Here is a 22020-nt window from a genome sequence, read left to right as displayed (position 1 = left end):
GGTCACTCCACGCCCTTGATTCGCCCCACCAGCACCGCCCCCGCCAGCCCGATCACGGCCGCCACCAGGTACAGCACCCGGTAGCCGCCCAGGTACGTCACGATCGGTGCGGCGAGGGCGGGTGCCGCGACCTGGGGCAGGGCATTGGCCACGTTGATCACGCCCAGGTCCTTGCCGCGGTCCATCGCCTTCGGCAGTACGTCCGTCATCAGCGCGAAGTCGACCGACGTGAACACCCCGAAGCCGACCCCGAGCACCGCCGCCGCGACGATCGCGCCCGGCCAGGTCTGCCAGCCCGCCAGCGCCGCTGTCGCCACCGCCATCAGCAGGCCCGACCAGATCACGAACGGTTTGCGGCGTCCCAGCCGGTCCGACCACACCCCGCCGACGACGACCGTGGCGAACAGCGTCAGACCGTTGACCGCCGTCAGGATCAGCACACCCTCGTCGGGGTCGTCGTAGTGGAGGCGGTCGCGCAGGTAGTACAGCAGGTAGAGCAGGACGAGCGCGTTGCTGAGGTTGATCAAAAGGCGGGTCAGCCACGCCCAGCCCAGGTCCGGATACCGGCGCGGGCTCAGCCAGAACCCGGCCAGAAAGCCGCGCCACGACCACGCCGGCCGGTCCGTCGGCGCCAGCCGCAGGTCCTCGTACCGGATGACGTACGGCAGCACGCCCACCACCGTGAACACCGCGCACGCCGCATACCCGGCCCCGACGCCCCCGGCCACCGTCGCGAGCCCCGTCCCGCCGACCACTCCGATGATCTGTGCGACCCCCAACCAGCCGCCCACCGAGCCACGTTGGAGCCGCGGCACCCGATCCGGCACCGCCGCCGTCACCGCCGCGAACGCCGCGTTGAGTGTCAGCTGGACCAGACACCAGCCCGCCGCCATCGTCCACACGCCGCCCGCGCCCGCGAGCAGCAGCAAGGACAGCGCACCGCCCGCCGCCCCGGCCACGATCCACGGCGTACGGCGGCCCCGGCGCGCCGTCGTCCGGTCGGAGAGCGCGCCGAAGAGCGGGTTGGCGACCAGTGAGACCAGGGCGCCCGCGCCGGTCACCCACGCCAGCATCGTCTCCTTGGACATGCCGGAGCCGGGGGCGAAGTCCCCTGCCTGGGAGGCCAGCAGGATCTGCAGGGGGCCGTACCAGCCCACCCAGATCGCCCCGTTGGCGAGCGAGAGGGACGCCGTCCAGCCCCGTCCGACGCGTTCGACGGGTTCGGCCAGGGGGTTCGGGACGGCCGAGGTGTCCGACGGCCGGGTCCTGGTCATCTCTGCGCCCGCAGCACGTCCCGGAACCAGCCGTACGAGGCCTTCGGGGTCCGCCGCTGCGTCTCGAAGTCCACGTGCACCAGCCCGAACCGGCGCTCGTACCCCTCCGCCCACTCGAAGTTGTCGAGCAGCGACCACACGAAGTAGCCGCGCACGTCGACGCCCGCCTCCAACGCCCGGTGCAGGGCCCGGACATGGGCGTCCAGGTACGCGATCCGGTCCTGGTCGTCGGTCCCGTCGTAACTGCAGCCGTTCTCGGTGATGACGACGGGCGGCAGACGGTCGCCGTAGCGGTCGCGGAACGTGGTCAGCAGTTCCGTCAGGCCCTCGGGCACGACGGGCCAGCCGAAGTCCGTCACCGGTACGCCCTCGATCTGCCGTACCGAGAAGGGGAGTTCGGCCGGAATCGTCAGGCCGCCGAACTCGATGTCCTCGCCCTGCGGGGCGCCCACCCGGGTCGGCGCGTAGTAGTTGACGCCGTACCAGTCGAGGGGCTCCGCGATGATCTTCAGGTCTGCCTCGACATCGCCCGGCATCAACTCGCCCAGTCCCTCGGGGTACCGGCCGAGCAGCAGCGGGTCGGCGAACAGGCGGTTCAGCAGCAGGTCGTAGAACCCCGCCGCCTCCAGGTCCGCCGGCTCCTCGGACGCAGGCCAGGTCGGCCCGTGCGAGTTGGCGATCCCGATGTCCGTGGCGCCGGACGCGCGCAGCGCGCGTACGGCCAGACCGTGGGCCAGCAGCTGGTGGTGCGCGACGGGAAGCGCGTCGAACATCAGCTGCCTGCCCGGCGCGTGGGCGCCCATCGCATGCCCCAGCAGCGTGTGCTCGGCGGGCTCGTTGATGGTGATCCACTTCTGCACGCGGTCGCCCAGCCGCTCGGCCACCACGGACACGTACTCCGCGAACCGCTCGGCCGTGTCGCGCTCCAGCCAGTCCATTCCCTGGGGGAGGTCCCAGTGGAAGAGCGTCGGCGCCGGACGCACGCCGGCGGCGCACAGCTCGTCGACGAGGCGGTCGTAGAAGTCCAGGCCGCCCGCGGAGCGCACCCTGGGCCAGGAGACGGAGAAGCGGTACGCGTCCACGCCCAGGCCGGCGAGGAGGGCCACGTCCTCGCGGTAGCGGTGGTAGTGGTCGCAGGCCACCGCCGCGGTCGAGCCGTCCTTCACCCGGCCCGGCTCGGCCGTGAAGGTGTCCCACACGGACGGTTCGCGCTCGTCGGCCGCGCCCTCGATCTGGTGGGCCGAGGTCGACACACCCCACAGGAAACCGGCCGGGAACTGAGGAATCGGGTTCGCCGCACGCAGCGGATCAGTCGCCATGCGCGGATCATCCTTACCGCCGGTAAGGGAAGTCAACGCCTGCGCATGAATGACCTGTTGGGGCCCGTGTGGAACACAGGCCCCAAAGGCTCACGCCCCTTCCTTCAGCACCTTGGAGACCAGCCTCCGCTGTTCGTCCGTCAGCCGGGGGTCCGCCGCGTAGAACGTCCTGCCGTCCACCGTGATCTCGTAGCTGAACCCGTCCGGAACCCCGATGGGCGGTGTGCTCCGGCCCCCGGCCACGGCCTGTTCGGCCAGCGCCTGCCACTCGTGGGCGTCGGGCCGCCCCGAGGTGTCCACCTCGGCGTGCCGCTCGATGCCCGCGAAACCACCCGTGCGCCTCACTCGAATACGCATGGGAACGTGTCTAGTACGGAACTACGAGCTGCGCACCCCGACCTGTTCCCATGCCTTCAGGACCGCCTGCAGTTCCTCGCCCTCGTTGAAGCGGGCCCTGGCCGCCGCGACCGTGAGTTTCGCGAAGTCCGCGAACAGGGCGTCCTGCTTCAGTTCGCCGCCGGTCAGGACGTCGTACCAGATCTGTCCGGCCTTCTCCCAGGCGTGCCCGCCGAGGGCGCTGGCGGCCAGGTAGAAGGCGTGGTTGGGGATGCCCGAGTTGATGTGGACGCCGCCGTTGTCGCGGCCGGTGCGGACGAAGTCGTCCATGGTGCCCGGCTGCGGGTCCTTGCCGAGGACGTCGTCGTCGTACGCCGTGCCCGGCTCCTTCATGGAGCGCAGCGCCTTGCCGGTGACGCGCGGGGCGAGGAGGCCCGCGCCGATCAGCCAGTCGGCCTCGGCGGCGGTCTGGCCGAGCGTGTACTGCTTGATCAGCGAGCCGAAGACGTCGGACAGGGACTCGTTGAGGGCGCCGGGCTGGCCGAAGTAGGTGAGGTTGGCCGTGTACTGCGTGACACCGTGCGTGAGTTCGTGGCCGATGACGTCGATCGGGATGGTGAAGTCGAGGAAGATCTCGCCGTCGCCGTCGCCGAACACCATCTGCTCGCCGTTCCAGAAGGCGTTGTTGTAGTCGTTGTCGAAGTGGACCGTCGCGTCGAGCGGCAGGCCGTTGCCGTCGATCGAGTAGCGCTCGTAGGCCTTCAGATACAGCTCGAAGGTGGCACCGAGGCCCGCGTAGGCGCGGTTGACGGTCGCGTCCTTGCCGGGGTCCTCGCCCTCGGAGCGGACCTTGCGGCCCGGCAGGTCGGTGCTGTGCCGGGCGTCGTAGATCGTGCGGTGCGGCTTGTCGGTCGCCGCTCCGGCGGGCGGGGCGACGGTCGGAGCGCCGATGACCGTGGTCAGCCGGCGGTGGGTGCGCTCGTAGGCGTCGCGCTCCAGGGTCTTGCGCGCGGCGTTGGCGAGCGCGGGGTCCTCGTGCTGGGCCAGCTTGTCGAGGACGTGGGGCGGTACGACGGTGCAGAAGACGGGCTCGAAGCCCCCGTTGGTCTTCGTCATGCCCGCAACCCTTGCACTGCGTTATGCCGCTGTCACTACCCGCAACCATGATTGGTGAAATATGGGGACAGGAACGTTCACGCTCCGTGACGAAGTGGTATGGCGCACTTTTTGTCCCCAATGTCTTCCGGGTCCCGCATACTGATACGACGCCCCGCATCCGAAGGGGCTCGGCTAGCATGCGGAGCATCATGCGTTTCGGGCTTCTTCTTCTTAGCTGCCGCGGCGAGGGCCTGTAGTCCAGGTCGACTCCCTCCCCGCGGAGCTTCGCGTTGCGTCGTCGGCCGTCCTGCCGGACATCCTGAGGAGCCCCGCAATCATGGCGAACCGCCAGCAGCCCAGCACCATGCCGATCCACAAGTACGGCCAGTACGAGCAGGTCGCCATTCCCGACCGCTCCTGGCCCGAGCAGCGGATCACCTCCGCGCCCCGCTGGCTCTCCACCGACCTGCGTGACGGCAACCAGTCCCTGATCGACCCGATGTCGCCGGAGCGCAAGCGGCGGATGTTCGACCAGCTGGTCAAGATGGGCTACAAGGAGATCGAGGTCGGCTTCCCGGCGTCGGGACAGACGGACTTCGACTTCGTACGGTCGATCATCGAGGAGCCGGGCGCCATCCCCGACGACGTCACGATCTCCGTGCTGACCCAGGCCCGCGAGGACCTGATCGAGCGGACGGTGGAGTCCGTGAAGGGCGCCAGGCGCGCCACGGTCCACCTGTACAACGCCACCGCCCCGGTCTTCCGCCGGGTCGTCTTCCGCGGCTCCAAGGACGACATCAGGCAGATCGCCGTCGACGGCACCCGGCTGGTCATGGAGTACGCCGAGAAGCTGCTGGGCCCGGAGACGGAGTTCGGCTACCAGTACAGCCCCGAGATCTTCACGGACACCGAGCTGGACTTCGCGCTGGAGGTCTGCGAGGCGGTCATGGACGTCTGGCAGCCCGGCCCGGGCCGCGAGATCATCCTCAACCTGCCCGCCACGGTGGAGCGTTCGACCCCCTCCACGCACGCGGACCGCTTCGAGTGGATGGGCCGCAACCTGACCCGCCGCGAGCACGTCGTCCTGTCGATCCACCCGCACAACGACCGCGGCACGGCCGTCGCCGCCGCCGAGCTGGCGCTGATGGCCGGCGCCGACCGCGTCGAGGGCTGCCTGTTCGGCCAGGGCGAGCGCACCGGCAACGTCGACCTGGTCACGCTGGGAATGAACCTCTTCTCCCAGGGCGTCGACCCGCAGATCGACTTCTCCGACATCGACGAGATCCGTCGCGTGTGGGAGTACTGCAACCAGATGGAGGTCCACCCGCGCCACCCGTACGTGGGCGACCTGGTTTACACGTCCTTCTCCGGCTCCCACCAGGACGCCATCAAGAAGGGCTTCGACGCGATGGAGGCCGACGCGGCCGCCAAGGGCGTCACCGTCGACGACATCGAGTGGGCGGTCCCGTACCTGCCGATCGACCCGAAGGACGTCGGCCGCTCCTACGAGGCCGTCATCCGCGTCAACTCGCAGTCCGGCAAGGGCGGTATCGCGTACGTCCTGAAGAACGACCACAAGCTGGACCTGCCCCGCCGGATGCAGATCGAGTTCTCCAGGATCATCCAGGCGAAGACGGACGCCGAGGGCGGCGAGGTCACCGGCGGCGACATCTGGGCGGTCTTCCAGGACGAGTACCTGCCGAACCCGGAGAACCCCTGGGGCCGCATCCAGGTCCGCAACGGCCAGTCGACGACCGACACCGACGGCGTGGACACCCTCAAGGTCGAGGCCACGGTCGACGGCGTCGACACTGTCCTGACCGGCTCCGGCAACGGTCCGATCTCGGCCTTCTTCGACGCCCTGCAGTCCATCGGCATCGACGTACGCCTGCTGGACTACCAGGAGCACACGATGAGCGAGGGCGCCTCCGCGCAGGCCGCGTCCTACATCGAATGCGCGATCGACGACAAGGTTCTGTGGGGAATCGGCATCGACGCGAACACGACGCGTGCGTCACTCAAGGCGGTCGTCTCCGCGGTGAACCGCGCGGCCCGCTGACGCCTCTGACCGGGCATTTCGGGGCCCTGGTCGTCGTATACGACGACCAGGGCCCCGTCGGTTATCGGCCACCCGTCCGTGGAGGTCACGGAAAGGTCTCGTCCAGGGTGCTGACTACGCCTCACTGGTGTGGCTAACATCACGGACACCGCTGCGATGATGCCGCGGTGTCAAGGAGGTGCGACGTGCTGCCAGTACGGGGACGAAACGGCCGAGCGGCCAGGCCTGCGCGCCTCCTGGGCACACGCACCGCGTGGACGCCCGTCGGGGACGGCGAGTTCTTCTGCCCCGGCTGCGGCGGCGACCGCAACTACCAGCGCCTGACCGGCCACCGGCGCTTCGTCCTCTTCGGTGTGCCCGTGCTGCCGCGCGGCGAGACCGCGCCGGTCGTGGAGTGCGCCGCCTGCCGCCGCCACTTCGGCACCGACGTCCTGGACCACCCCACCACCACCCGCTTCTCCGCGATGCTCCGCGACGCCGTCCACACGGTCGCTCTCGCGGTGCTCGCCGCGGGCGGCACCTGTTCGCGCACGGCCCTGGAGGCCGCCGCCGGCACGGTCAGGGCGGCCGGCTTCGACGACTGCACCGAGGACCAGTTGAACGCGCTCGTCGAGGCGCTGGCCGCGGACACCGGCCGGGTCTACGGCGAGTCGTGCGGCGCCGGACTCGCCATAGAGCTGCACGAGGCCCTGGACCCCCTGGCCCCGCACCTCGCCCCCGTGGGCCGCGAGGCGATCCTGCTGCAGGGTGCCCGCATCGCCCTCGCCGACGGCCCCTACACCCCGGCCGAGCGCGACGCCCTGAGTACCGTCGGCGCCGCCCTCACCATCTGCTCGGACGACGTGACCCGTCTGCTCGCGGCGGCACGTACGCCGTCCTGAGCCGCCTGCCGCTCGCGCCGTCACTCCCGTCGGAGTATCGGCGCCGCCGGGCCGGCCGCCCCCGGCAGTACTCACGGCGCGGCTGATCGAGCGGTTCCCGCGCGGCCTGCCGGCGCCCGTGACGGGCGGCCCGACCGCCTCTCCCGCCACGAGCGGGAGGTGCTGACCCGGCCTGCGCGCCGGCTCAACAACACCGAGACCGGCAGGCGTTGGGGCCGCGCCCGCCGACGGCGAAGACCCGCCCGAGCCGGATCATGGCGGAGCCGGGGGCGTGCGACCTGGCCCGGCCGGTCGTCGTCGACCACGAGTCGGGACCGGTGAGTCCGGGAACCATCCGACGGTGACCATCCTGAGCCGCACCCTCCTCGCCGCCACCGTGCTCCTCACCCCGCTCACCGCCCTCGCCCCGGCCGCCGCAGCCACCGGCTGCACCTCCTCCGTCCCGTACGTGTCGGGCGAGGGCGGCTACGACACGTACCGCATCCCGGCGACGGTCACGACCGGCCGGGGCACGGTCCTCGCCTTCGCCGAGGGCCGTCGCGGCGGGGCGGGCGACACCGGCCACATCGACGTCGTCCTCAGACGCTCCGGCGACGGAGGCTGCACCTGGGGCCCGCTGCGGGTGGTCGCGGCCGGGGACGGGAACACCCGGGGCAACCCGGCACCCGTCCTCGACCCGCACACCGGCGCGGTCGTCCTCGTCACCTCCTACAACAGCGGTGCCGTCACCGAGGCGCAGATCATGCGGGGCGAGGCCACCCCGGAGGAGAGCCGGCGGGTCTTCGTGCAGCGCAGCTCGGACGACGGGCGGCACTTCACCGCGCCGCGGGACATCACGGCTGAGGTGAAGCCGCCGAACTGGCGGTGGTACGCGACGGGACCGGGCCACGCGGTCGCGCTGACCCGCGGCCGGCATGCCGGCCGGCTGGTCGTCCCCGCCAACCACTCCGTGGCTCCGCCCGCCGGATCCTCCGACACCGGCCAGGAGGCCCGGTACTACGGCGCGCACGCCATCTACAGCGACGACGGCGGCCGCACCTGGCGCATCGGGTTCGTCGACGGCACCCACGACGGCCGCGCCAACCCCAACGAGTCCACCGCCGCGCAACTCCCCGACGGGCGCCTCTACTTCAGCTCCCGCGATCAGAACGGCACCAGCGTCGGCAACCGTCTGGACACCTACTCCAGCGACGGCGGCCGGACCCTCGACCGTCCCTACGCCGTGCAGTCCACGCTCGACGACGTCCCGGTGGTCGAAGGCAGCGTCCTCCAGCTCGGAGGCATGGACGCCCCGTTGCTCTTCTCCGGCCCGTCCGTACCGACCTCCCGCCGGGCGATGGCGATCTGGCGCAGCACGGACGCCGGCGTGACCTTCACCAAGGCCCTCACCCTCTCCCAGCAGCCGGCCGCCTACTCCGACCTGGCCCAGGTCGGCCGGCACACGGTCGGGATCCTGTACGAGACGGGCGCCTCGGGCACCTACGACACGATCGAGTTCCGCCGCGTGCCGGTGACGGACGTGAGCTAGACGGCGCCGTCCGGGGGCTCCGCCCCCGGGCCCCCGCTCCTCAAACGCCGGAGGGGCTGGATTCAGAGCGGAGGGGCTGGATTCAGAGCGGAGGGGATGGATTCAGAGCAGGCCCGCCGCTGCCAGGTACTTGCCCACCCGTTGCACCTCCTCCGGCGACAGGGGTACCTGGGGCTCCGCCGTGGCCGGGCAGCCGATGATGCCCCGCAGATGCAGCGCCGCCTTGAAAGCGCCCAGGGCCGACGAGCCGGCGCCCATGCGGGTGGCGTCCCCGACGGTCACCAGGCCGAACAGGGCGCACAGCCGCTCCTGTTCGGCACGCGCCCGCTCCCAGTCGCCGTCCCGGCAGAGACGGTCGAGGCGGACGTAGCCGTGCGGGTCGACGTTGGCGAGGCCCGGCACCGCCCCGTCGGCGCCCAGCGCGAGCGCCGCGTCGACGACCAGCTCCGAGCCGGTCAGCACGCTGAAACCGGTGATGTCGGACCGGGTACGCGCGCCCGTGACGACCTCGCGGAAGGCGGACAGGTCACCACTGGAGTCCTTCAGGCCGGCGAGCACGCCCTCCGCGGCCAGGTCCAGGACCACGTCCGCGGGCAGCTTGGTGTGGACGGCGGCCGGAATGTCGTACGCCACCACCGGCACCGGCGACGCGGCCGCGACCAGCCTGAAATGCCGGGCGATCTCGGCGGGGTGGGTGCGCGTGTAGAAGGGCGCCGTCACCACCACCGCGTCCGCGCCCGCCGCTGTCACCGACGCCACATGGTCCAGCACCCTCGGCGTCGTCATGTCGATCGCCCCGGCCAGCACCGGGAGCCGGCCTCCCACATGGGCGGCCACCGACTCCACCACCAGCCTCCGCTGCCCGTCGCGCAGATACGCCGCCTCCGACGACGAACCCAGCACGAACAGCGCGTGCACCCCGCCCGCCACCAGATGGTCGACCAGAGCGAGCAGGGAGGGGACGTCCACCTCGCGGTCCGGTGTCAGGGGTGTGCAGACGGGCGGGACGACACCGGTCAGCGGGGCGGGGAAGGTCATGGGTGCTCCGTGGGATGGTTCTGACGTACGAGGTCGCGGGTCGACTCGTCCTCCTGCACAGGATGGTGGCAGCGGAAACGGTGAGTTCGGGTCGACGCGTCGGAGAAGTCCGGCATTTCTGCCGCGCACACATCGTCCGACTTCCAGCAGCGGGTGCGGAAGGGGCAGCCGCTGGGCGGGTGCGTCGCCGAGGGGACCGGGCCGGTGAGGGGGATCGGGTCGACGGGGTCCAGGAGTCCGGGGGTCGCCGAGAACAGGGCCCGGGTGTACGGGTGGCGGGCACGGTCGGTCACCTCGGCGGCCGGGGCCTCCTCGACGATCCGGCCGAGGTACATGGTGATCACCCGGTCGCTCATCCGCCGGACCGTCTGGATGTCGTGCGAGACGAAGACCAGGGCCAGACCCAGGCGTTCCTTGAGGTCCAGGAGGAGGTTGAGGATCTGGGCGCGCACCGAAACGTCCAGCGCGCTCGTCGGCTCGTCCGCCACCACCAGGCGGGGGTCCAGCGCCAACGCCCGTGCGATGGCGACGCGCTGGCGCTGGCCGCCCGACAGCTGTCCGGGCAGGGCGTCGGTGAGGGAGCGGGGAAGGCCCACCAGGGACATCAACTCCCGTACGCGGTCCTCACGTTGGGTCCTCGAACCGCGGTTGTGCACGTCCAGCGGGTCCCGCAGGATCTGCCGTACGGGCAGCCGTCGGTTCAGGGCCGTCGACGGGTCCTGGAAGATCATGCCTGTGCTGCCGCCGACGGCCGAACGGCGTTCGGCGGGCGTCATCGACCACAGATCGCGCCCCTGGAAGGACACCGTGCCGTACGTCGGCCGCACCACGCCCACCAGCACCTTCGCCAGCGTCGACTTGCCGCACCCGGACTCGCCGACGACTCCGACCGTCTCGCCGGCCGCGACCGTGAGATCGGCGCCGGTCAGGGCGTACACCTTGTCCCGCGTGAACAGGCCGCCGCTGCGCGCCCTGTGGACGACATGGGCGTCGGACAGTTCGATGATCGCGTTCACGTCACGGCCTCCGAATCCGACGTCACGAGTGCGACCGCCGGATGGTGACAGGCCGCCGCGTGGGTCGCCGTGCCCAGCAGGTCCGGTGCGGTCGCCCGGCAGATCCCGGCCGCGAGCGGGCAGCGGTCGGCGAACCGGCAGCCCGCCGGGAAGTCCGCCGGGGACGGCACGACCCCCTTGATCTGTGTCATCCGCTCGGCCGCCGACTCCAGGGACAGCACGCTGCCGAGCAGGCCGCGCGTGTAGTGGTGGGCCGGTGCCTCCACCAGATCGGCGGTCACGCCCGTCTCCACGATCTGCCCGCCGTACATCACCACCACCCGGTCGGTGACGTCCGCGACGAGCGCCAGGTCGTGCGAGACGAGGACCAGCGCGAAGCCCAGCTCCTCGCGCAGCCGCAGCAGCAGCTCCATGACCTGCGCCTGCACCGTCACGTCCAGGGCCGTCGTCGGCTCGTCGGCGACGATCAGCTTCGGGTCGCGGGACAGGGCCATCGCGATCAGCACGCGCTGGCGCTGGCCGCCGGACAGCTCGTGCGGGTAGCTGCGCAGGGTGCGGTCGGGGTCGAGGCCGACCATCGTCAGGAGTTCGGCGGGGCCGCGGCGGCCGCCGCGGCGTACGACCTGTCTGAGCTGGGCGCGGATCGTCATCGCGGGGTTGAGGGAGGAGAGCGCGTCCTGGTAGATCATCGCCATCTCGTGGCCGAGGAGCCCCCGCCGTACCCGCATCGGTTCCGCCAGCAGCTCCCGCCGGCCGAAACGGACCTGGCCGCGGATCCGGGCGCCCTTCGGCTCCAGACCCATGACCGCCAGCGCGGTCAGGGACTTTCCGCAGCCCGACTCGCCGACCAGGCCCAGGACTTCACCCGGGCGCACCTCGAAGCTGATGCCGTCGACGATGTCCACCCCGCCGTGCCGGTCCTGGAAGCCGATGGCGAGGTTCTCCACCGCCAGCACCGGTGGCGCGCCGCTGGGAAGGGCGCGCGCCCGGGACCGGAGCCGGGCGGCCGCCGCCGTCAGACCCGGCAGTTGCAGCACCTCGCCGCTGCCGGGCTGTGGGGCCTCAAGCCGGTCGTCGTGCGCGCGGACGTCGATCTCCCGTGCCGACGGCGCCGCCCACGCGTCCGACACCCCCTCGGCCAGGACGTTCAGCGACAGGACGGTCACCAGGATCAGCAGGCCCGGGAAGACCGTGGCCCACCAGCCCCCGGTGAGCACCATGTCCTTGCCGTCGGCGATGACGCTGCCCCAGGAGGGGTCGGGAGGGCGCACGCCCGCGCCGATGAAGGACAGCGAGGCCTCGAAGACGATGGCTTCGGCGACCTGCACCGTGCAGAACACCAGCACCGGAGCGGCGCAGTTGACGGCGACGTGCTTCAGCACGATGTGCGGCGTCCGGGCGCCGATCACCCGCTCCGCCGTCACATAGTCCTCGCCGTACTGGTCGAGGACGTTCGCCCGTACGACCCGTGCCACCGGCGGCATGAACAGGAACGCGATCGCGCAGATCAGCACGGTGATCCCGCCGCCGAAGACCGCGACCAGGACCGCCGCGAGCGCGATGCCGGGGAACGCCATCACCACGTCCAGGCAGCGCATCAGCGTCTCGTCGAGCGCCTTGCGGGAGGTGGCCGCGACCGCGCCGATCAGCGCCCCCACGAGCAGCGCGAGCGCGGTCGCGCCCAGGCCGATGGCGAGCGACCAGCGGGCGCCGTACATCAGCCGGCTCAGGATGTCCCGGCCGAGGCTGTCCTGGCCCATCCAGTGCGCGGCGGACGGGTGCCCGGTGCCGTCGGCCGGCGCCTGCTGGTCGAGGGGGTCGTGCGGCGCGAGCAGGGGCGCCAGCAGGGCCACCAGGACCACGACGGCCAGGAAGCAGACGGCGACCTTCGACAGCAGCGGCAGCCGGCGCAGGCCACGCAGGCGGACGCCGGGCCCGGACAGCGTCTCGGTGAGGTTCTTGCGCGTGAACTGCGTGATCATGCGGTCGTATCCCTCAGTCGCGGGTTGACCAGGAGGTACAGGATGTCGATGACGAGGTTGACCACGACGAAGCCGGTCGCCGTGGTCAGGACGACGCCCTGCACCACGGCCGGGTCGCCGTTCTTCACGGCGTCGATCATCAGCTTGCCCATGCCGGGGAGGGAGAAGATCGTCTCGATGACGACCGCACCGCCCAGCAGATAGCCGACTCGCAGTCCCAGCACGGTCAGTGGGTTCATGAGGGCGTTGCGCAGTACGTTGCGCCCGACGACCACCCGCGGCGGAAGCCCGCTCCCGACCGCCGTACGCACGTAGTCCCGGTCCAGCTCCTCCACCACCGACGTCCTGACGATCCGCGTGAGCTGGGCCGCCACGGGCAGCGACAGCGCGAGCGCGGGCAGGGTCATCGTCTTCAGCCAGCCGGTGAAGGAGTCGGCGGGGTTGATGTAGCCGCCGGTCGGGAACCAGCCCAGGTCGACCGCCAGGTACTGGATCATCAGCAGCGCCAGCCAGAAGCCGGGGGCGGCGACTCCGGTGAGCGACACCACGCGGATGATCTGGTCGGGGAGCCGGTCGCGGTAGATGGCCGCCGTCACTCCGCCCGCCAGCGACAGTACGACCGCCACGCCCAGGCCCAGGAAGGTGAGCTGGAGGGTGAGCGGCAGGGCGGTCGTGACCTGGTCGATCACCGGCGCGCGGGTCAGTGCGCTGGTCCCCATGTCGCCGTGCAGCAGGTCGCCGACGAAGTGGACGTAGCGGACGGGCAGCGGGTCCAGGAGGCCGTTGTGCGCGCGGAAGTCGTGCAGTTGCTGCGGGGTGGGGTTGGCGCCCTGGAAGAACGCGGACGCCGGATCGACGTCCGAGAAGCGCATCACCAGGAACACGAACAGCACGATGCCGAGCATCAGCGGTACGAGCAGGGCGACGCGGCGGAGCAGGATCCGGGCGACGGTGATCACGGGCGGGCTCCTGTTGTTCTCAGACCCACTTGGCCTGGAGGAGGTTGATGCCGGGGTACGGCTGTGCCCTTATGCCGCCGAGCCTGCGCGGGTCCCAGGCGGTCATCAGCTCGTTGTGGACGACCGGGTAGAGCACGGCCTGCTCGGCGACGACGTCGATGTAGTCCTGGATCATCGTCTTCTTCTTGTCCGGGTCGGGCTCCTGGGTGGCCCGGTCCATGTCCTTGAAGAGCTGCCTGGCCACGGAGTTGTCCGCCCACCGGGTGTACTGCATCCACAGGTTGGTGGGCCCGTAGTTGTAGTGCATGATCAGGTCCGCGTCGAGGCCGAACTGGTTGGGGTTGGAGGCCGCGGCGACGACCTGGTAGTCCTGCTTCTGGTCCATCTTGGTGAAGACGGCCGTGGTCTCCTGCGGGGAGAGGGTCGTCCGCACGCCGATCGCGTCCCAGGACGCCTTGATCGTCGGCAGGCAGTCGACGATCCAACTCACGTTCACCGCAAGGATGTTGATCCTCAGCCCGCTGACCCCGGCCGCCTTCAGGAGCGCCTTCGCCTTCGCGGGGTCGTAGTCGTAGACGGTCTTCGCCCGCCGGTAGCTGGGGTTGCCCTCGTTCAGGAACGAGGACGACGGCTTCCCGTGCCCCTTGAGCGCGACCTGCACCATCTTCTCGGTGTCGATGGCGTAGTGCAGTGCCTGCCGCACCCGTACGTCGTCGAAGGGCTTGTGCAAGGTGTCGAACATCAGGAACAGGTTGTTCATGCCGGCGCCGCCCGCCACCGTCAGCCCGCCGCTCTCCAACTGCTTGATGTTGGCGTACGGGATGTTGTCGGAGATCTGGGCGCCCGCGCTGGAGCCCGAGATCTTGGCGACGCGCGGGGCGGCGTCCACGATGGTCAGCCAGTTCATCTTCTTGAAGGCGGGCCTGCGGGGGCCGTTGTAGTCGGCGAACGCCTCGAAGGTGGTGTTCGACTTCGGGTGGTGCGCGCTCTGGCGGTACGGTCCCGAGCCGATCGCCAGCCCTCTGATGGCGTCGTCCCAGGCGCCGGGCTTGGAGAAGACGTGCTTCGGCATGATCTTCGCGAGGGTGAGCCGCGAAGCCCCGTCCGGGAAGGGGAACTTGAGCACCAGCTCGACGTTCTGGGCGTCGATCTTCCGGACCTCTTTCAGCCAGCTCGCGAAGAAGCCCTTGGCGAGCGTCTGTGTCTTCGGGTCGAGGATCCGGTCGAAGACGAACACCACGTCGTCGGCGGTGACGGGCCTGCCGTCGTGGAACCTGGCGCCCGCCCGGAGCGTGAACTTCCAGGACGTGGCGTTCAGGTCCTGTGGCAGCGCGGTGGCCAGCGCGGCGTACGGCTTGCGGGAGATCGGGTCGGTGTCGAGCAGACCCTCGTAGATGTGGTTGTTGGCCGCCATGCAGAAGGCGGACGCGGTCTGGGTGGGATCCCAGGTGCCGTCGTTGCCGTAGCCGATGACCGCGTTCAGTGTGCGGTCCTTGCCGCCCCCGGCGCCGGTGTCGTTCGTGGACTGGGGCCCGGACGAGCAGGCCGACAGCGACGCGGAGACGGCGGTCGCCGCACCCAGCGCGCCGGTGTACTTCAGGAAGGTCCGGCGATGCACGGTTCCTCCAGCGGGGAGTTCCATCGGAGTGAGGAGATACGACGTCCTACGTCCTGCCCTGTCAGCCGCGACCATAGGAGTGGCCCGGAGGGTGGTCAAGAGGTCTTACACGAATGGCGTAGCTGCCAGAGGTCGGGCCAATGGCGGTGCGAAACAGCGGGAGTTGGGGCACGTCGGTGCCGGACATGGGACGTGGGACGTCCGGTGCGCGTACGATGCGGCGCATGTCCGCGGAGCCGAGGAACAAGGAGCCCGGGGAACCCGGGGAGCGCAGGGAAGCCGGGGAGCCCGGGCAGTCCAGGCACTCCCGGCACGCGGAGTCCGGGAACAGCCGGATACGGCGCGAGGTCGTGCAGCTGATCCTGGACCGCGGGCTCCGGCCCGGCGCCCCGCTGCCCACCGAGGCCGAGCTGATGGAGGACCTCGGCGTCAGCCGCAACTCCGTGCGCGAGGCCCTCAAGGCGCTCCAGGCACTCGACATCGTGGAGATCAGGCACGGCTATGGGACCTATGTCGGCCAGGCGTCCCTCACCCCGCTGATCGACGGTCTCACCTTCCGCACGCTCGCCCGGCAGGACGACGACACCGGTGCGCTCGCCGAGATCCTCCAGGTGCGCGAGGTGCTGGAGGAGGGGCTGATCCGGCGGATCGCGGGGACGGTCACCGAGGCGGAGCTGGACGCGCTGGAGGCGGTGGTGGCCCGGATGGAGACGGCGGTCCGGGCGGCCCGGCCGTTTCCCGAACTCGACCGGGAGTTCCACGAGTTGCTCTACGCCTCCCTGGGCAACGCACTCGTGCCCCAGCTGCTCGGTGCCTTCTGGACCGTGTTCCGCAGGGTCGCGGGCGCCCGCGGCTGGACCGACGACCCGGCTCCCGAGGTGACCGTCCACCGCCACCGGGACATCGTGACGGCCCTGCGGGCGAGGGACGCCGAGAGTGCGCAGCGCGCGATGGCACACCACTTCCGGGGCATCGAGGCACGTACGCTGACCCGGTGACGGACACAGGCACCTGGCAGCCCACGGACCGTGGCGTCCTCCGGCTGCCGTCGGGCCGGCTGGTGCGCGGCCGCGGACTGCGGCGCCCCCTCGAACCGGGGGCGCCCACACCCTCGTACGCCGTCTACCTCCTCGGCAGGCAACCGCCGCCCGTCGACTGGGAGTTCCGCTGGATCCGCTGGCCGGACTTCCGGCTGCCCGCCGACCGCGCCGACGCGCGCGCCGCACTCGCCGAGGCCTGGGAGCGGGCCCCGGGCGAGCGCGTCGAGATCGCCTGCGGTGGCGGCCGCGGCCGCACCGGGACGGCGCTGGCCTGTCTGGCGGTCCTGGACGGCGTGCCCGCCGGGGAGGCGGTGGACTTCGTACGGCGCCACTACGACCGGCATGCGGTGGAGACACCGTGGCAGAGGCGGTACGTGCGGAGGTTCTAGGCCAGGGCGTCCACGACGACCGCCGTCGCCTCCGCGATCAGGGCGTCGTCCCAGGCGGCGTCCGGTGCGGGCTTCGTCGACAGGACCGCGAGGACGACCGGCGCGCCGTCCGGGGTCCACGCGACGCCCACGTCGTTGGTGGTGCCGTACGAACCGGAACCCGTCTTGTCGCCGACCGTCCATGACGCGGGCACCCCGGCGCGGATGCGGTGGTCGCCGGTCGTGTTGTTCAGCAGCCAGTGCGTGAGCCGGTCGCGGTCCGGGCGGTTCAGGGCGTCACCGACGACCAGGCGGCCGTAGGTGCCGCCGATCGCGCGCGGGCTCGTCGTGTCCGTGACGCGGCCCGGTTCGGCCGAGTTGAGTTCCGGCTCCCATCGGTCGAGGCGGGTCACCCCGTCGCCGAGCGAGCGGGCGAAGCGGGTGATCGCGGTGGGGCCGCCGAGCAGGCGCAACAGGAAGTTGGCCGCCGAGTTGTCGCTGTAGCGGATGGCGGCGTCGCAGAGCTCGGCGACCGTCATGCCGCCGGCCAGATGCTCCTCCGTCCCCGTGACGGGGGCGCCGTCCACCAGGTCCTCGCGCCTGTAGTGGATGCGGCGGGCGAGCACCTCGCCGTGCCGGTCCAGGTCGCGCAGGACGGCTCCGGCGACGAGGGTCTTGAAGACCGAGCAGATGGGGAAGCGTTCGCCGGCCCGGTGGGCGACGGTCCGCTTCGTACGGACGTTGTGCGCGAACACGCCCAGCCGGGCGCCGTGTTGCCGCTCCAGTCGTTCCAGCTGCTCCAGTTGCCCCAGCTCGCGCGGGCGGTGGGTGGTGGCGTGGGCGGGTGCGCTCGCCAGGAGCGCGGTGGCGGTGGCGGTGCCTGCGGTGAGCAGGGTGCGTCGGCCTAAGATCTTGCTCTCCTTCGGTCGGTGACGGCCGGCGAAGTCCGGTCGTCCTACCCATGATCGACGCCATACGTCATTCCTTGGTTGCCGAGCCGTAGACCATCGGCGGACGGCGGGGCCCGGACGCGGCCGCCACCATGAGGGCATGGAGAAGACGAACGGGATCAGCCGGGCGGGGTTCCTGGCGGGGGCGGCGGCCCTCGGGCTCTCGGCGGCGCTGCTGCCGTCCCAGCCGGCCCGGGCCACCGGCCGGGGCCTTCGGCACCGCGGTGTCGTCTACACGGTCGGTGAGGGCGAGACTCCGGGGACCGCGTGGAGCGCCGCCCGGATGCGCCGGGACATCCGCGCCATCCGCGGCGAGCTGCACGCCGACACCGTCGACGTCACCGGCGACGGCGTCGAACGCCTCACGGCCACCGCCGCCGAGGCCGCCGAGCACGGACTGCACGTATGGCTCCAGCCGACCCTGGCCGACGCCCCGGAGCGGGACATCCTGGAGCACCTGGCCGAGTGCGGCCGCTTCGCTGAGCGGCTGCGGCGGCAGGGCGCGAGCGTCGACTTCAGCGTGGGCTGCGAGTTCTGGCTGTTCGTGCCCGGGATCGTGCCGGGGGAGACGGTCCTGGAGCGCGTACAGCACATGCTGAACGGCGACTTCGACCCGGTGCAGATGCAGCGCCGCCTCGACCGCTTCACCGCGAAGGCTGCGGCGGCCGGGCGCTCCGTCTTCCACGGCAACCTCAGTTACGCGGCAGCCCAGGACGACAAGGTCGACTGGCGGCTCTTCGACATCATCGGCATCGACTACTACTCCTACTTCCACCATCACGCCGACTACGTACGGGAGTTGAGGCGCTACCTGCGCTGGGGCAAGCCCCTCGCCATCACCGAGTTCGGCACCTGCACCTACAAGGGAGCCCCCGAGGCGGGCGGCATGGGCTGGGACGTCGTCGACTACGACAAGGATCCGCAGGAGATCAAGGGCCATCTGGTGCGCAGCGAACACACCCAGGCCGCCTATCTGGTCGACCAGTTGGACGTCTTCGAGTCGATGGGCCTGTATGCGGCGATGGCGTTCGAGTTCGTCACCCCGGACGCCCCCCACCGCACCGACAGTCCCCGCTACGACCTCGACATGGCGAGCTACAGCATCACCAAGACCGTCAAGGACCGCCCCGACGACCCCCGTTCGGACTGGCGCTGGGAGCCGAAGGAGGCGTTCCACGCGCTCGCCCGCCGCTACGGCGGATGCGCTCACCCGCAGTAGCGGCTGCACCGGATGTGCTCACCCGCAGTAGACGTCCCGCTGGGGCCGCTCGCCCGTCGCCAGGAACCGCGAGACCGTCGCGTCGCCGCACCCGTTGCCGTTGTCCTGGTAGGCGTCGTGGCCGGTGGAGTCGACGGTCACCATGACGGCGCGGCGGCCGAGGGCCTCACGGAGCTTGCGGGCCCCGCTCAGCGGGGTCGCCACGTCGCGCTCGTTCTGGACGAGCATGATCCGGCCGGCCGGCCCCCGGTCGGTGATGCGCACCGGTGCCTGCTTCGGCTGCCACGGCCAGGCTGCGCACACCATCGCGTTACGGGGCATGCCGGCGGTCAGCGGATACTTGACCCGGCTTTCCGCGACGGCCTTCTCGTACACGGCGGCCGACCTCGGCCAGGCGGCGTCGTTGCAGATGGTGGCGGCGCCGACCGCGGTGACGTTCTGCAGCACCGCGTCCGGGGGCGACTGCGGCGCGGGCGGCACCGTGCCCTTCTGCGCGGCCAGGATCAGCTGGGCCAGACCGGCGTAGTCGTCGGGGTCGTAGAAGGTGTTCAGCATGGTCTGGCGCAGCACGTTGCCGTTCAGCTCCTCCGGGTTGGCGCCGGGCCAGGGGATCGGCTCGCGGTCCAGGCGGGCGGCGAGGCGCAGGAAGAGCGGGCGCACCTCGGCCGCCGTGTCGGCCAGCCGGTACGGATTGCCGGGCTGCGAGGCCCACTTGGCGAACTCGGGGAAGGTGTCCTCGACGCCGACCTCATACGCCTCCAGCCAGGCGCGCTCCACCTTGACCGGATCGGGGTTGTCGTTGCTGTCGAGGACGACGCGGTCGGTGCGGTTCGGGAACAACTGGTTGTAGACGGCGCCGAGATACGTGCCGTACGAGACGCCCCACGCCGAGATCCTGTGCTCGCCGAGGGCGGTGCGGATGCGGTCGATGTCGCGTGCGTTGTCGACCGTGCTGATGTGCCGCATCAGCTCGCCGCCGTTGTGCGCGCAGGCGTCCGCCATGCGCCCGGCGGTGGTCATGTTCCCGGTGACCGATCCGTCGGCGGCGGGCCACGGGCGCAGCGCCGTCAGGGCGAGGTCGGCATGGTCGAGTCCGCAACTGACGGCGGTGGACGGCGCGTTGCCGCGCGGCGCGAACCCGATCAGGTCGTAGGCGTCCCGCACGTCCTGCGGCAGCTTCTGCCCCTTGCCGGAGGGGTCATCGAGGCTGGTGCCACCCGGCCCGCCCGGGATCAGGAGCAGGGCGCCCCGGCGGGCGGACGGCTTCCCGCTGGGGATGCGGGAGACGGCGAGGTCGATCGTCCGGCCGTCGGGGTGGGCGTAGTCCATGGGGACTTCGAGGGTCGCGCACTGTTGGCGGGGGTCGAGGCCGCTGCCCTCGCACGTGGTCCACTTCAGTGGTTCCTCGGCGGCGGACGCGGTGAGAGGCGTGACGACACCGAAGACGATGCCGGAGGCGGCTGCGATCAGGGCGGCGCTCTTCGTGATCTCCTTCATGGCCATGAGACTCCCGGAACCGGCCCGCGTCTCCCATCCGGTCAACTGCCTGGTTGGGAGGGGGGTTTACCCCAGCCTGCACGGCGGGTTTCTCATACGTCCCGCCGGTCCACAACCACCACCGCCAGTACGGCCGCCACCCCCGCCCACACCGCGAACACGACCCACCCGCCGGTGACCGTCGTCGGGAACCTGCCAGGTACGTCGACGCGCTGGGCGGAAGCCTGGTGATGGTCGCGGTCTGCGCCGGCGGTGAGGTGCGGAAGGTCGGGTGAGCGCACCGGCCTAGAGCCGGGCGGCCCCCACGGCTCCGATGAACTCCGTCCAGGCAGCCGACCCCATCAACAGCACCGCCCCACCGGGCACCTTGCTGTCCCGCACCGGCACGACACCGGGGACTCCGTCGGCGACCTCGACGCAGTTGCCGCCGTTGCCGTCGCTGTACGTGCTCTTGCGCCAGCGGGCGGCGCCCGGGAAGTCGAACCCGATCTCGACGCAGTTGCCGCCCTCGCCGTTGCTGTGGCTGCTCTTGCGCCAGCGGGCGTTGCTCAGGTCGTACTCGTGCATCGTCTGTAGTCCTCAGCGGCCGATTCGATCAGGGCGAGGGACGCCTTCGGCGACAGTGCGGCACCCCTGAGCAGATCGTATGCGCGCTGTGCCCGCTTCACCACAGCCGGATCGTCGATCAACGTGCCCGAAAACGACGTCTCTGTATAGGCGGCCGGCGGGGCTGCCTCGAACTCCATGAGCCGCAGATCGCCTGCCATCGACGCGTAAGCTCCAGCCGTATATGGGATCACGGTCACCCACACCTTGCGCTCCCGAATCAGCCCCGCGATGTGCTCCAGTTGCTCGCCCATGGCCTCAGAACTGCCCACCGGGGTGCGTAGCACGTTCTCGTGCACGATCACCCAATACTCCGGCCGTGTAGCGTCCTTGAGGATGTGCTGGCGCTCCAGGCGAGCTGCGACTGTCTCGTCCACGTACTCGTCAGTGACGAACGGATTGGCCGCGATGGTGACCGCCTCGGCATACAGGGCCGTCTGCAACAGGCCCGGCAGCACAGTGGGCGCGAACTCGCAGATCCTTGTGGCCAGTCGCTCCAGTTCCACGACCTGGGCGAAGTAATCCGCATACCGCTTGTCGTTGATGAGCTTCAGGCACAACCGCTCGAAAATACCGTCGGTTTGCAGGATCCCGTCAATCCGCGTGGCGATATCCAGCTGAGGCTTTCGAATGGCCTGCTCGAACTGCCCGATATAAGCGCCGGACACGAAGACGCGTGCTCCCAGCTCAGCCTGGCTGAGTCCGGCTTCCTCCCGATGTCTCCTCAGCTCCGCGCCGAAGAACTCCCACGCCGCTTGACGTGAACCGTTGGCCATAGCCAACCCCCTTGTGCTGCACCGCACTTGTAGTGCACAGACTCCAGCCGAGTGTAGATGCCGCACGTCATCATCGAGAGGAAAAGAGTGAAACCCAAAGAGAAAGGGGAGCACGCTGGAGGCTCAACGAACGTTCCTGGAATTGTGGGTCGCTTTCGTTACGGTCGTTAAGGAGAGGAAATGAAACCCCCCGTCGGCACTCACGTCGTGGACACTCGCAGCGGAAAGGTGGGAATCGTCATGGGGCACGAAGGACCGTACGTACAACTGAGACCGTACGGCGGCGGCAGGGAGTGGGACGCGGAGCCCGGCGCCGTGCGGGGAGCCACCCCCGCCGAGCGGCTCAGCGCGGCGACGGCGTACGCCAACGCACGCAGCCGGGGCGAAGTCCCTTGACGTACAGTGCGGGCGCATGGGTCTGAGGAACTGGAGAAGCCGGCGAGGCTGGGGGGACTG

Annotated in this window: 21 protein-coding genes; 7 read left to right on the top strand and 14 right to left on the bottom strand. The window is 70.6% G+C overall.

Features of this window, described 5'->3' with window-relative positions; translation table 11 throughout:
- Positions 1 to 2: 2 nt before the first annotated feature.
- From OOK07_RS13675 to OOK07_RS13660, 4 genes are all read right to left on the bottom strand, one after another.
- Positions 3 to 1274: an MFS transporter gene (locus tag OOK07_RS13675; RefSeq protein ID WP_266680177.1), complete on the bottom strand. Its 1272-nt coding sequence runs from the start codon at positions 1272 to 1274 to the stop codon at positions 3 to 5.
- On the bottom strand, positions 1271 to 2593 hold the full coding sequence (locus OOK07_RS13670) for a GH1 family beta-glucosidase (protein WP_266680175.1): 1323 nt from the start codon (positions 2591 to 2593) through the stop codon (positions 1271 to 1273). Before OOK07_RS13670 ends, OOK07_RS13675 begins: the two co-directional genes overlap by 4 nt.
- A gap of 90 nt (positions 2594 to 2683) precedes the next feature.
- Complete coding sequence (locus tag OOK07_RS13665) at positions 2684 to 2950, bottom strand: protealysin inhibitor emfourin (RefSeq protein ID WP_266680173.1); 267 nt, start codon at positions 2948 to 2950, stop codon at positions 2684 to 2686.
- Between the two features lie 21 nt (positions 2951 to 2971).
- Entirely contained in the window at positions 2972 to 4045 is a 1074-nt protein-coding gene (locus OOK07_RS13660) for a M4 family metallopeptidase (RefSeq protein WP_266680171.1), read from the bottom strand.
- Between the two features lie 319 nt (positions 4046 to 4364).
- On the opposite strand from OOK07_RS13660, the gene leuA reads away from it, so the two are divergent.
- The 3 genes from leuA (at position 4365) to OOK07_RS13645 (ending at position 8495) form a co-directional block, all read left to right on the top strand.
- Positions 4365 to 6086, top strand: coding sequence for a 2-isopropylmalate synthase (leuA, locus tag OOK07_RS13655; protein ID WP_266796666.1), 1722 nt, complete (start codon positions 4365 to 4367; stop codon positions 6084 to 6086).
- A gap of 185 nt (positions 6087 to 6271) precedes the next feature.
- Positions 6272 to 6967, top strand: coding sequence for a TerB family tellurite resistance protein (locus tag OOK07_RS13650; protein WP_266680167.1), 696 nt, complete (start codon positions 6272 to 6274; stop codon positions 6965 to 6967).
- A 340-nt stretch (positions 6968 to 7307) separates the two neighbouring features.
- The gene (locus OOK07_RS13645) at positions 7308 to 8495 is read left to right on the top strand and encodes a sialidase family protein (RefSeq protein ID WP_266796665.1); all 1188 of its coding nucleotides are present in this window, start codon (positions 7308 to 7310) and stop codon (positions 8493 to 8495) included.
- Between the two features lie 102 nt (positions 8496 to 8597).
- Here the strand turns inward: OOK07_RS13645 and OOK07_RS13640 are convergent, their stop codons facing one another.
- The 5 genes from OOK07_RS13640 to OOK07_RS13620 are packed head-to-tail and all read right to left on the bottom strand — an operon-like array spanning position 8598 to position 15132.
- Positions 8598 to 9533 (bottom strand): dihydrodipicolinate synthase family protein, encoded by a 936-nt coding sequence (locus OOK07_RS13640; protein ID WP_266680163.1) that lies wholly within the window; start codon positions 9531 to 9533, stop codon positions 8598 to 8600.
- Entirely contained in the window at positions 9530 to 10549 is a 1020-nt protein-coding gene (locus tag OOK07_RS13635) for an oligopeptide/dipeptide ABC transporter ATP-binding protein (RefSeq protein ID WP_266796663.1), read from the bottom strand. Before OOK07_RS13635 ends, OOK07_RS13640 begins: the two co-directional genes overlap by 4 nt.
- The gene (locus OOK07_RS13630) at positions 10546 to 12531 is read right to left on the bottom strand and encodes a dipeptide/oligopeptide/nickel ABC transporter permease/ATP-binding protein (protein WP_266796661.1); all 1986 of its coding nucleotides are present in this window, start codon (positions 12529 to 12531) and stop codon (positions 10546 to 10548) included. The genes OOK07_RS13635 and OOK07_RS13630 overlap by 4 nt, the downstream gene beginning before the upstream one ends.
- Entirely contained in the window at positions 12528 to 13490 is a 963-nt protein-coding gene (locus tag OOK07_RS13625; protein WP_266796660.1) for an ABC transporter permease, read from the bottom strand. The genes OOK07_RS13630 and OOK07_RS13625 overlap by 4 nt, the downstream gene beginning before the upstream one ends.
- A gap of 19 nt (positions 13491 to 13509) precedes the next feature.
- Positions 13510 to 15132, bottom strand: coding sequence for an ABC transporter substrate-binding protein (locus tag OOK07_RS13620; protein WP_266796658.1), 1623 nt, complete (start codon positions 15130 to 15132; stop codon positions 13510 to 13512).
- Positions 15133 to 15323: 191 nt separating this feature from the next.
- On the opposite strand from OOK07_RS13620, the gene OOK07_RS13615 reads away from it, so the two are divergent.
- Positions 15324 to 16106: a FadR/GntR family transcriptional regulator gene (locus OOK07_RS13615; RefSeq protein WP_405673863.1), complete on the top strand. Its 783-nt coding sequence runs from the start codon at positions 15324 to 15326 to the stop codon at positions 16104 to 16106.
- On the top strand, positions 16103 to 16537 hold the full coding sequence (locus OOK07_RS13610) for a protein-tyrosine phosphatase family protein (RefSeq protein WP_266796655.1): 435 nt from the start codon (positions 16103 to 16105) through the stop codon (positions 16535 to 16537). Before OOK07_RS13615 ends, OOK07_RS13610 begins: the two co-directional genes overlap by 4 nt.
- Here OOK07_RS13610 and bla read toward each other — a convergent pair.
- Positions 16534 to 17427 carry a class A beta-lactamase gene (gene bla / locus OOK07_RS13605; protein ID WP_266801942.1) on the bottom strand — a complete coding sequence of 298 codons (894 nt, stop codon included), beginning with the start codon at positions 17425 to 17427 and terminating at the stop codon, positions 16534 to 16536. The genes OOK07_RS13610 and bla overlap by 4 nt on opposite strands.
- Positions 17428 to 17566: 139 nt before the next feature.
- On the opposite strand from bla, the gene OOK07_RS13600 reads away from it, so the two are divergent.
- Entirely contained in the window at positions 17567 to 18685 is a 1119-nt protein-coding gene (locus OOK07_RS13600; RefSeq protein WP_266796653.1) for a glycoside hydrolase family 113 protein, read from the top strand.
- Positions 18686 to 18703: 18 nt separating this feature from the next.
- On the opposite strand, the gene OOK07_RS13595 is transcribed toward OOK07_RS13600, so the two are convergent.
- From OOK07_RS13595 to OOK07_RS13580, 4 genes are all read right to left on the bottom strand, one after another.
- Positions 18704 to 20182 (bottom strand): alpha/beta hydrolase, encoded by a 1479-nt coding sequence (locus OOK07_RS13595; RefSeq protein ID WP_266796650.1) that lies wholly within the window; start codon positions 20180 to 20182, stop codon positions 18704 to 18706.
- 92 nt (positions 20183 to 20274) lie between these two features.
- Positions 20275 to 20463, bottom strand: a complete 189-nt coding sequence (locus OOK07_RS13590; protein ID WP_266680139.1) for a hypothetical protein — start codon at positions 20461 to 20463, stop codon at positions 20275 to 20277.
- Positions 20464 to 20467: 4 nt separating this feature from the next.
- Positions 20468 to 20749, bottom strand: a complete 282-nt coding sequence (locus tag OOK07_RS13585) for a DUF397 domain-containing protein (protein WP_266796647.1) — start codon at positions 20747 to 20749, stop codon at positions 20468 to 20470.
- A complete protein-coding gene (locus OOK07_RS13580) occupies positions 20731 to 21564 on the bottom strand; it encodes a helix-turn-helix domain-containing protein (RefSeq protein ID WP_266796645.1) in 834 nt (277 codons plus the stop codon). Before OOK07_RS13580 ends, OOK07_RS13585 begins: the two co-directional genes overlap by 19 nt.
- A 180-nt stretch (positions 21565 to 21744) precedes the next feature.
- Between OOK07_RS13580 and OOK07_RS13575 the strand changes: the two genes are divergently transcribed.
- The gene (locus OOK07_RS13575; RefSeq protein WP_266680133.1) at positions 21745 to 21960 is read left to right on the top strand and encodes a hypothetical protein; all 216 of its coding nucleotides are present in this window, start codon (positions 21745 to 21747) and stop codon (positions 21958 to 21960) included.
- The last annotated feature ends 60 nt before the right edge of the window (positions 21961 to 22020 follow it).

It is taken from the genome of Streptomyces sp. NBC_00078 (assembly GCF_026343335.1).
Taxonomy (GTDB): domain Bacteria; phylum Actinomycetota; class Actinomycetes; order Streptomycetales; family Streptomycetaceae; genus Streptomyces.
This window is presented reverse-complemented; position numbering and strand designations above follow the sequence as displayed.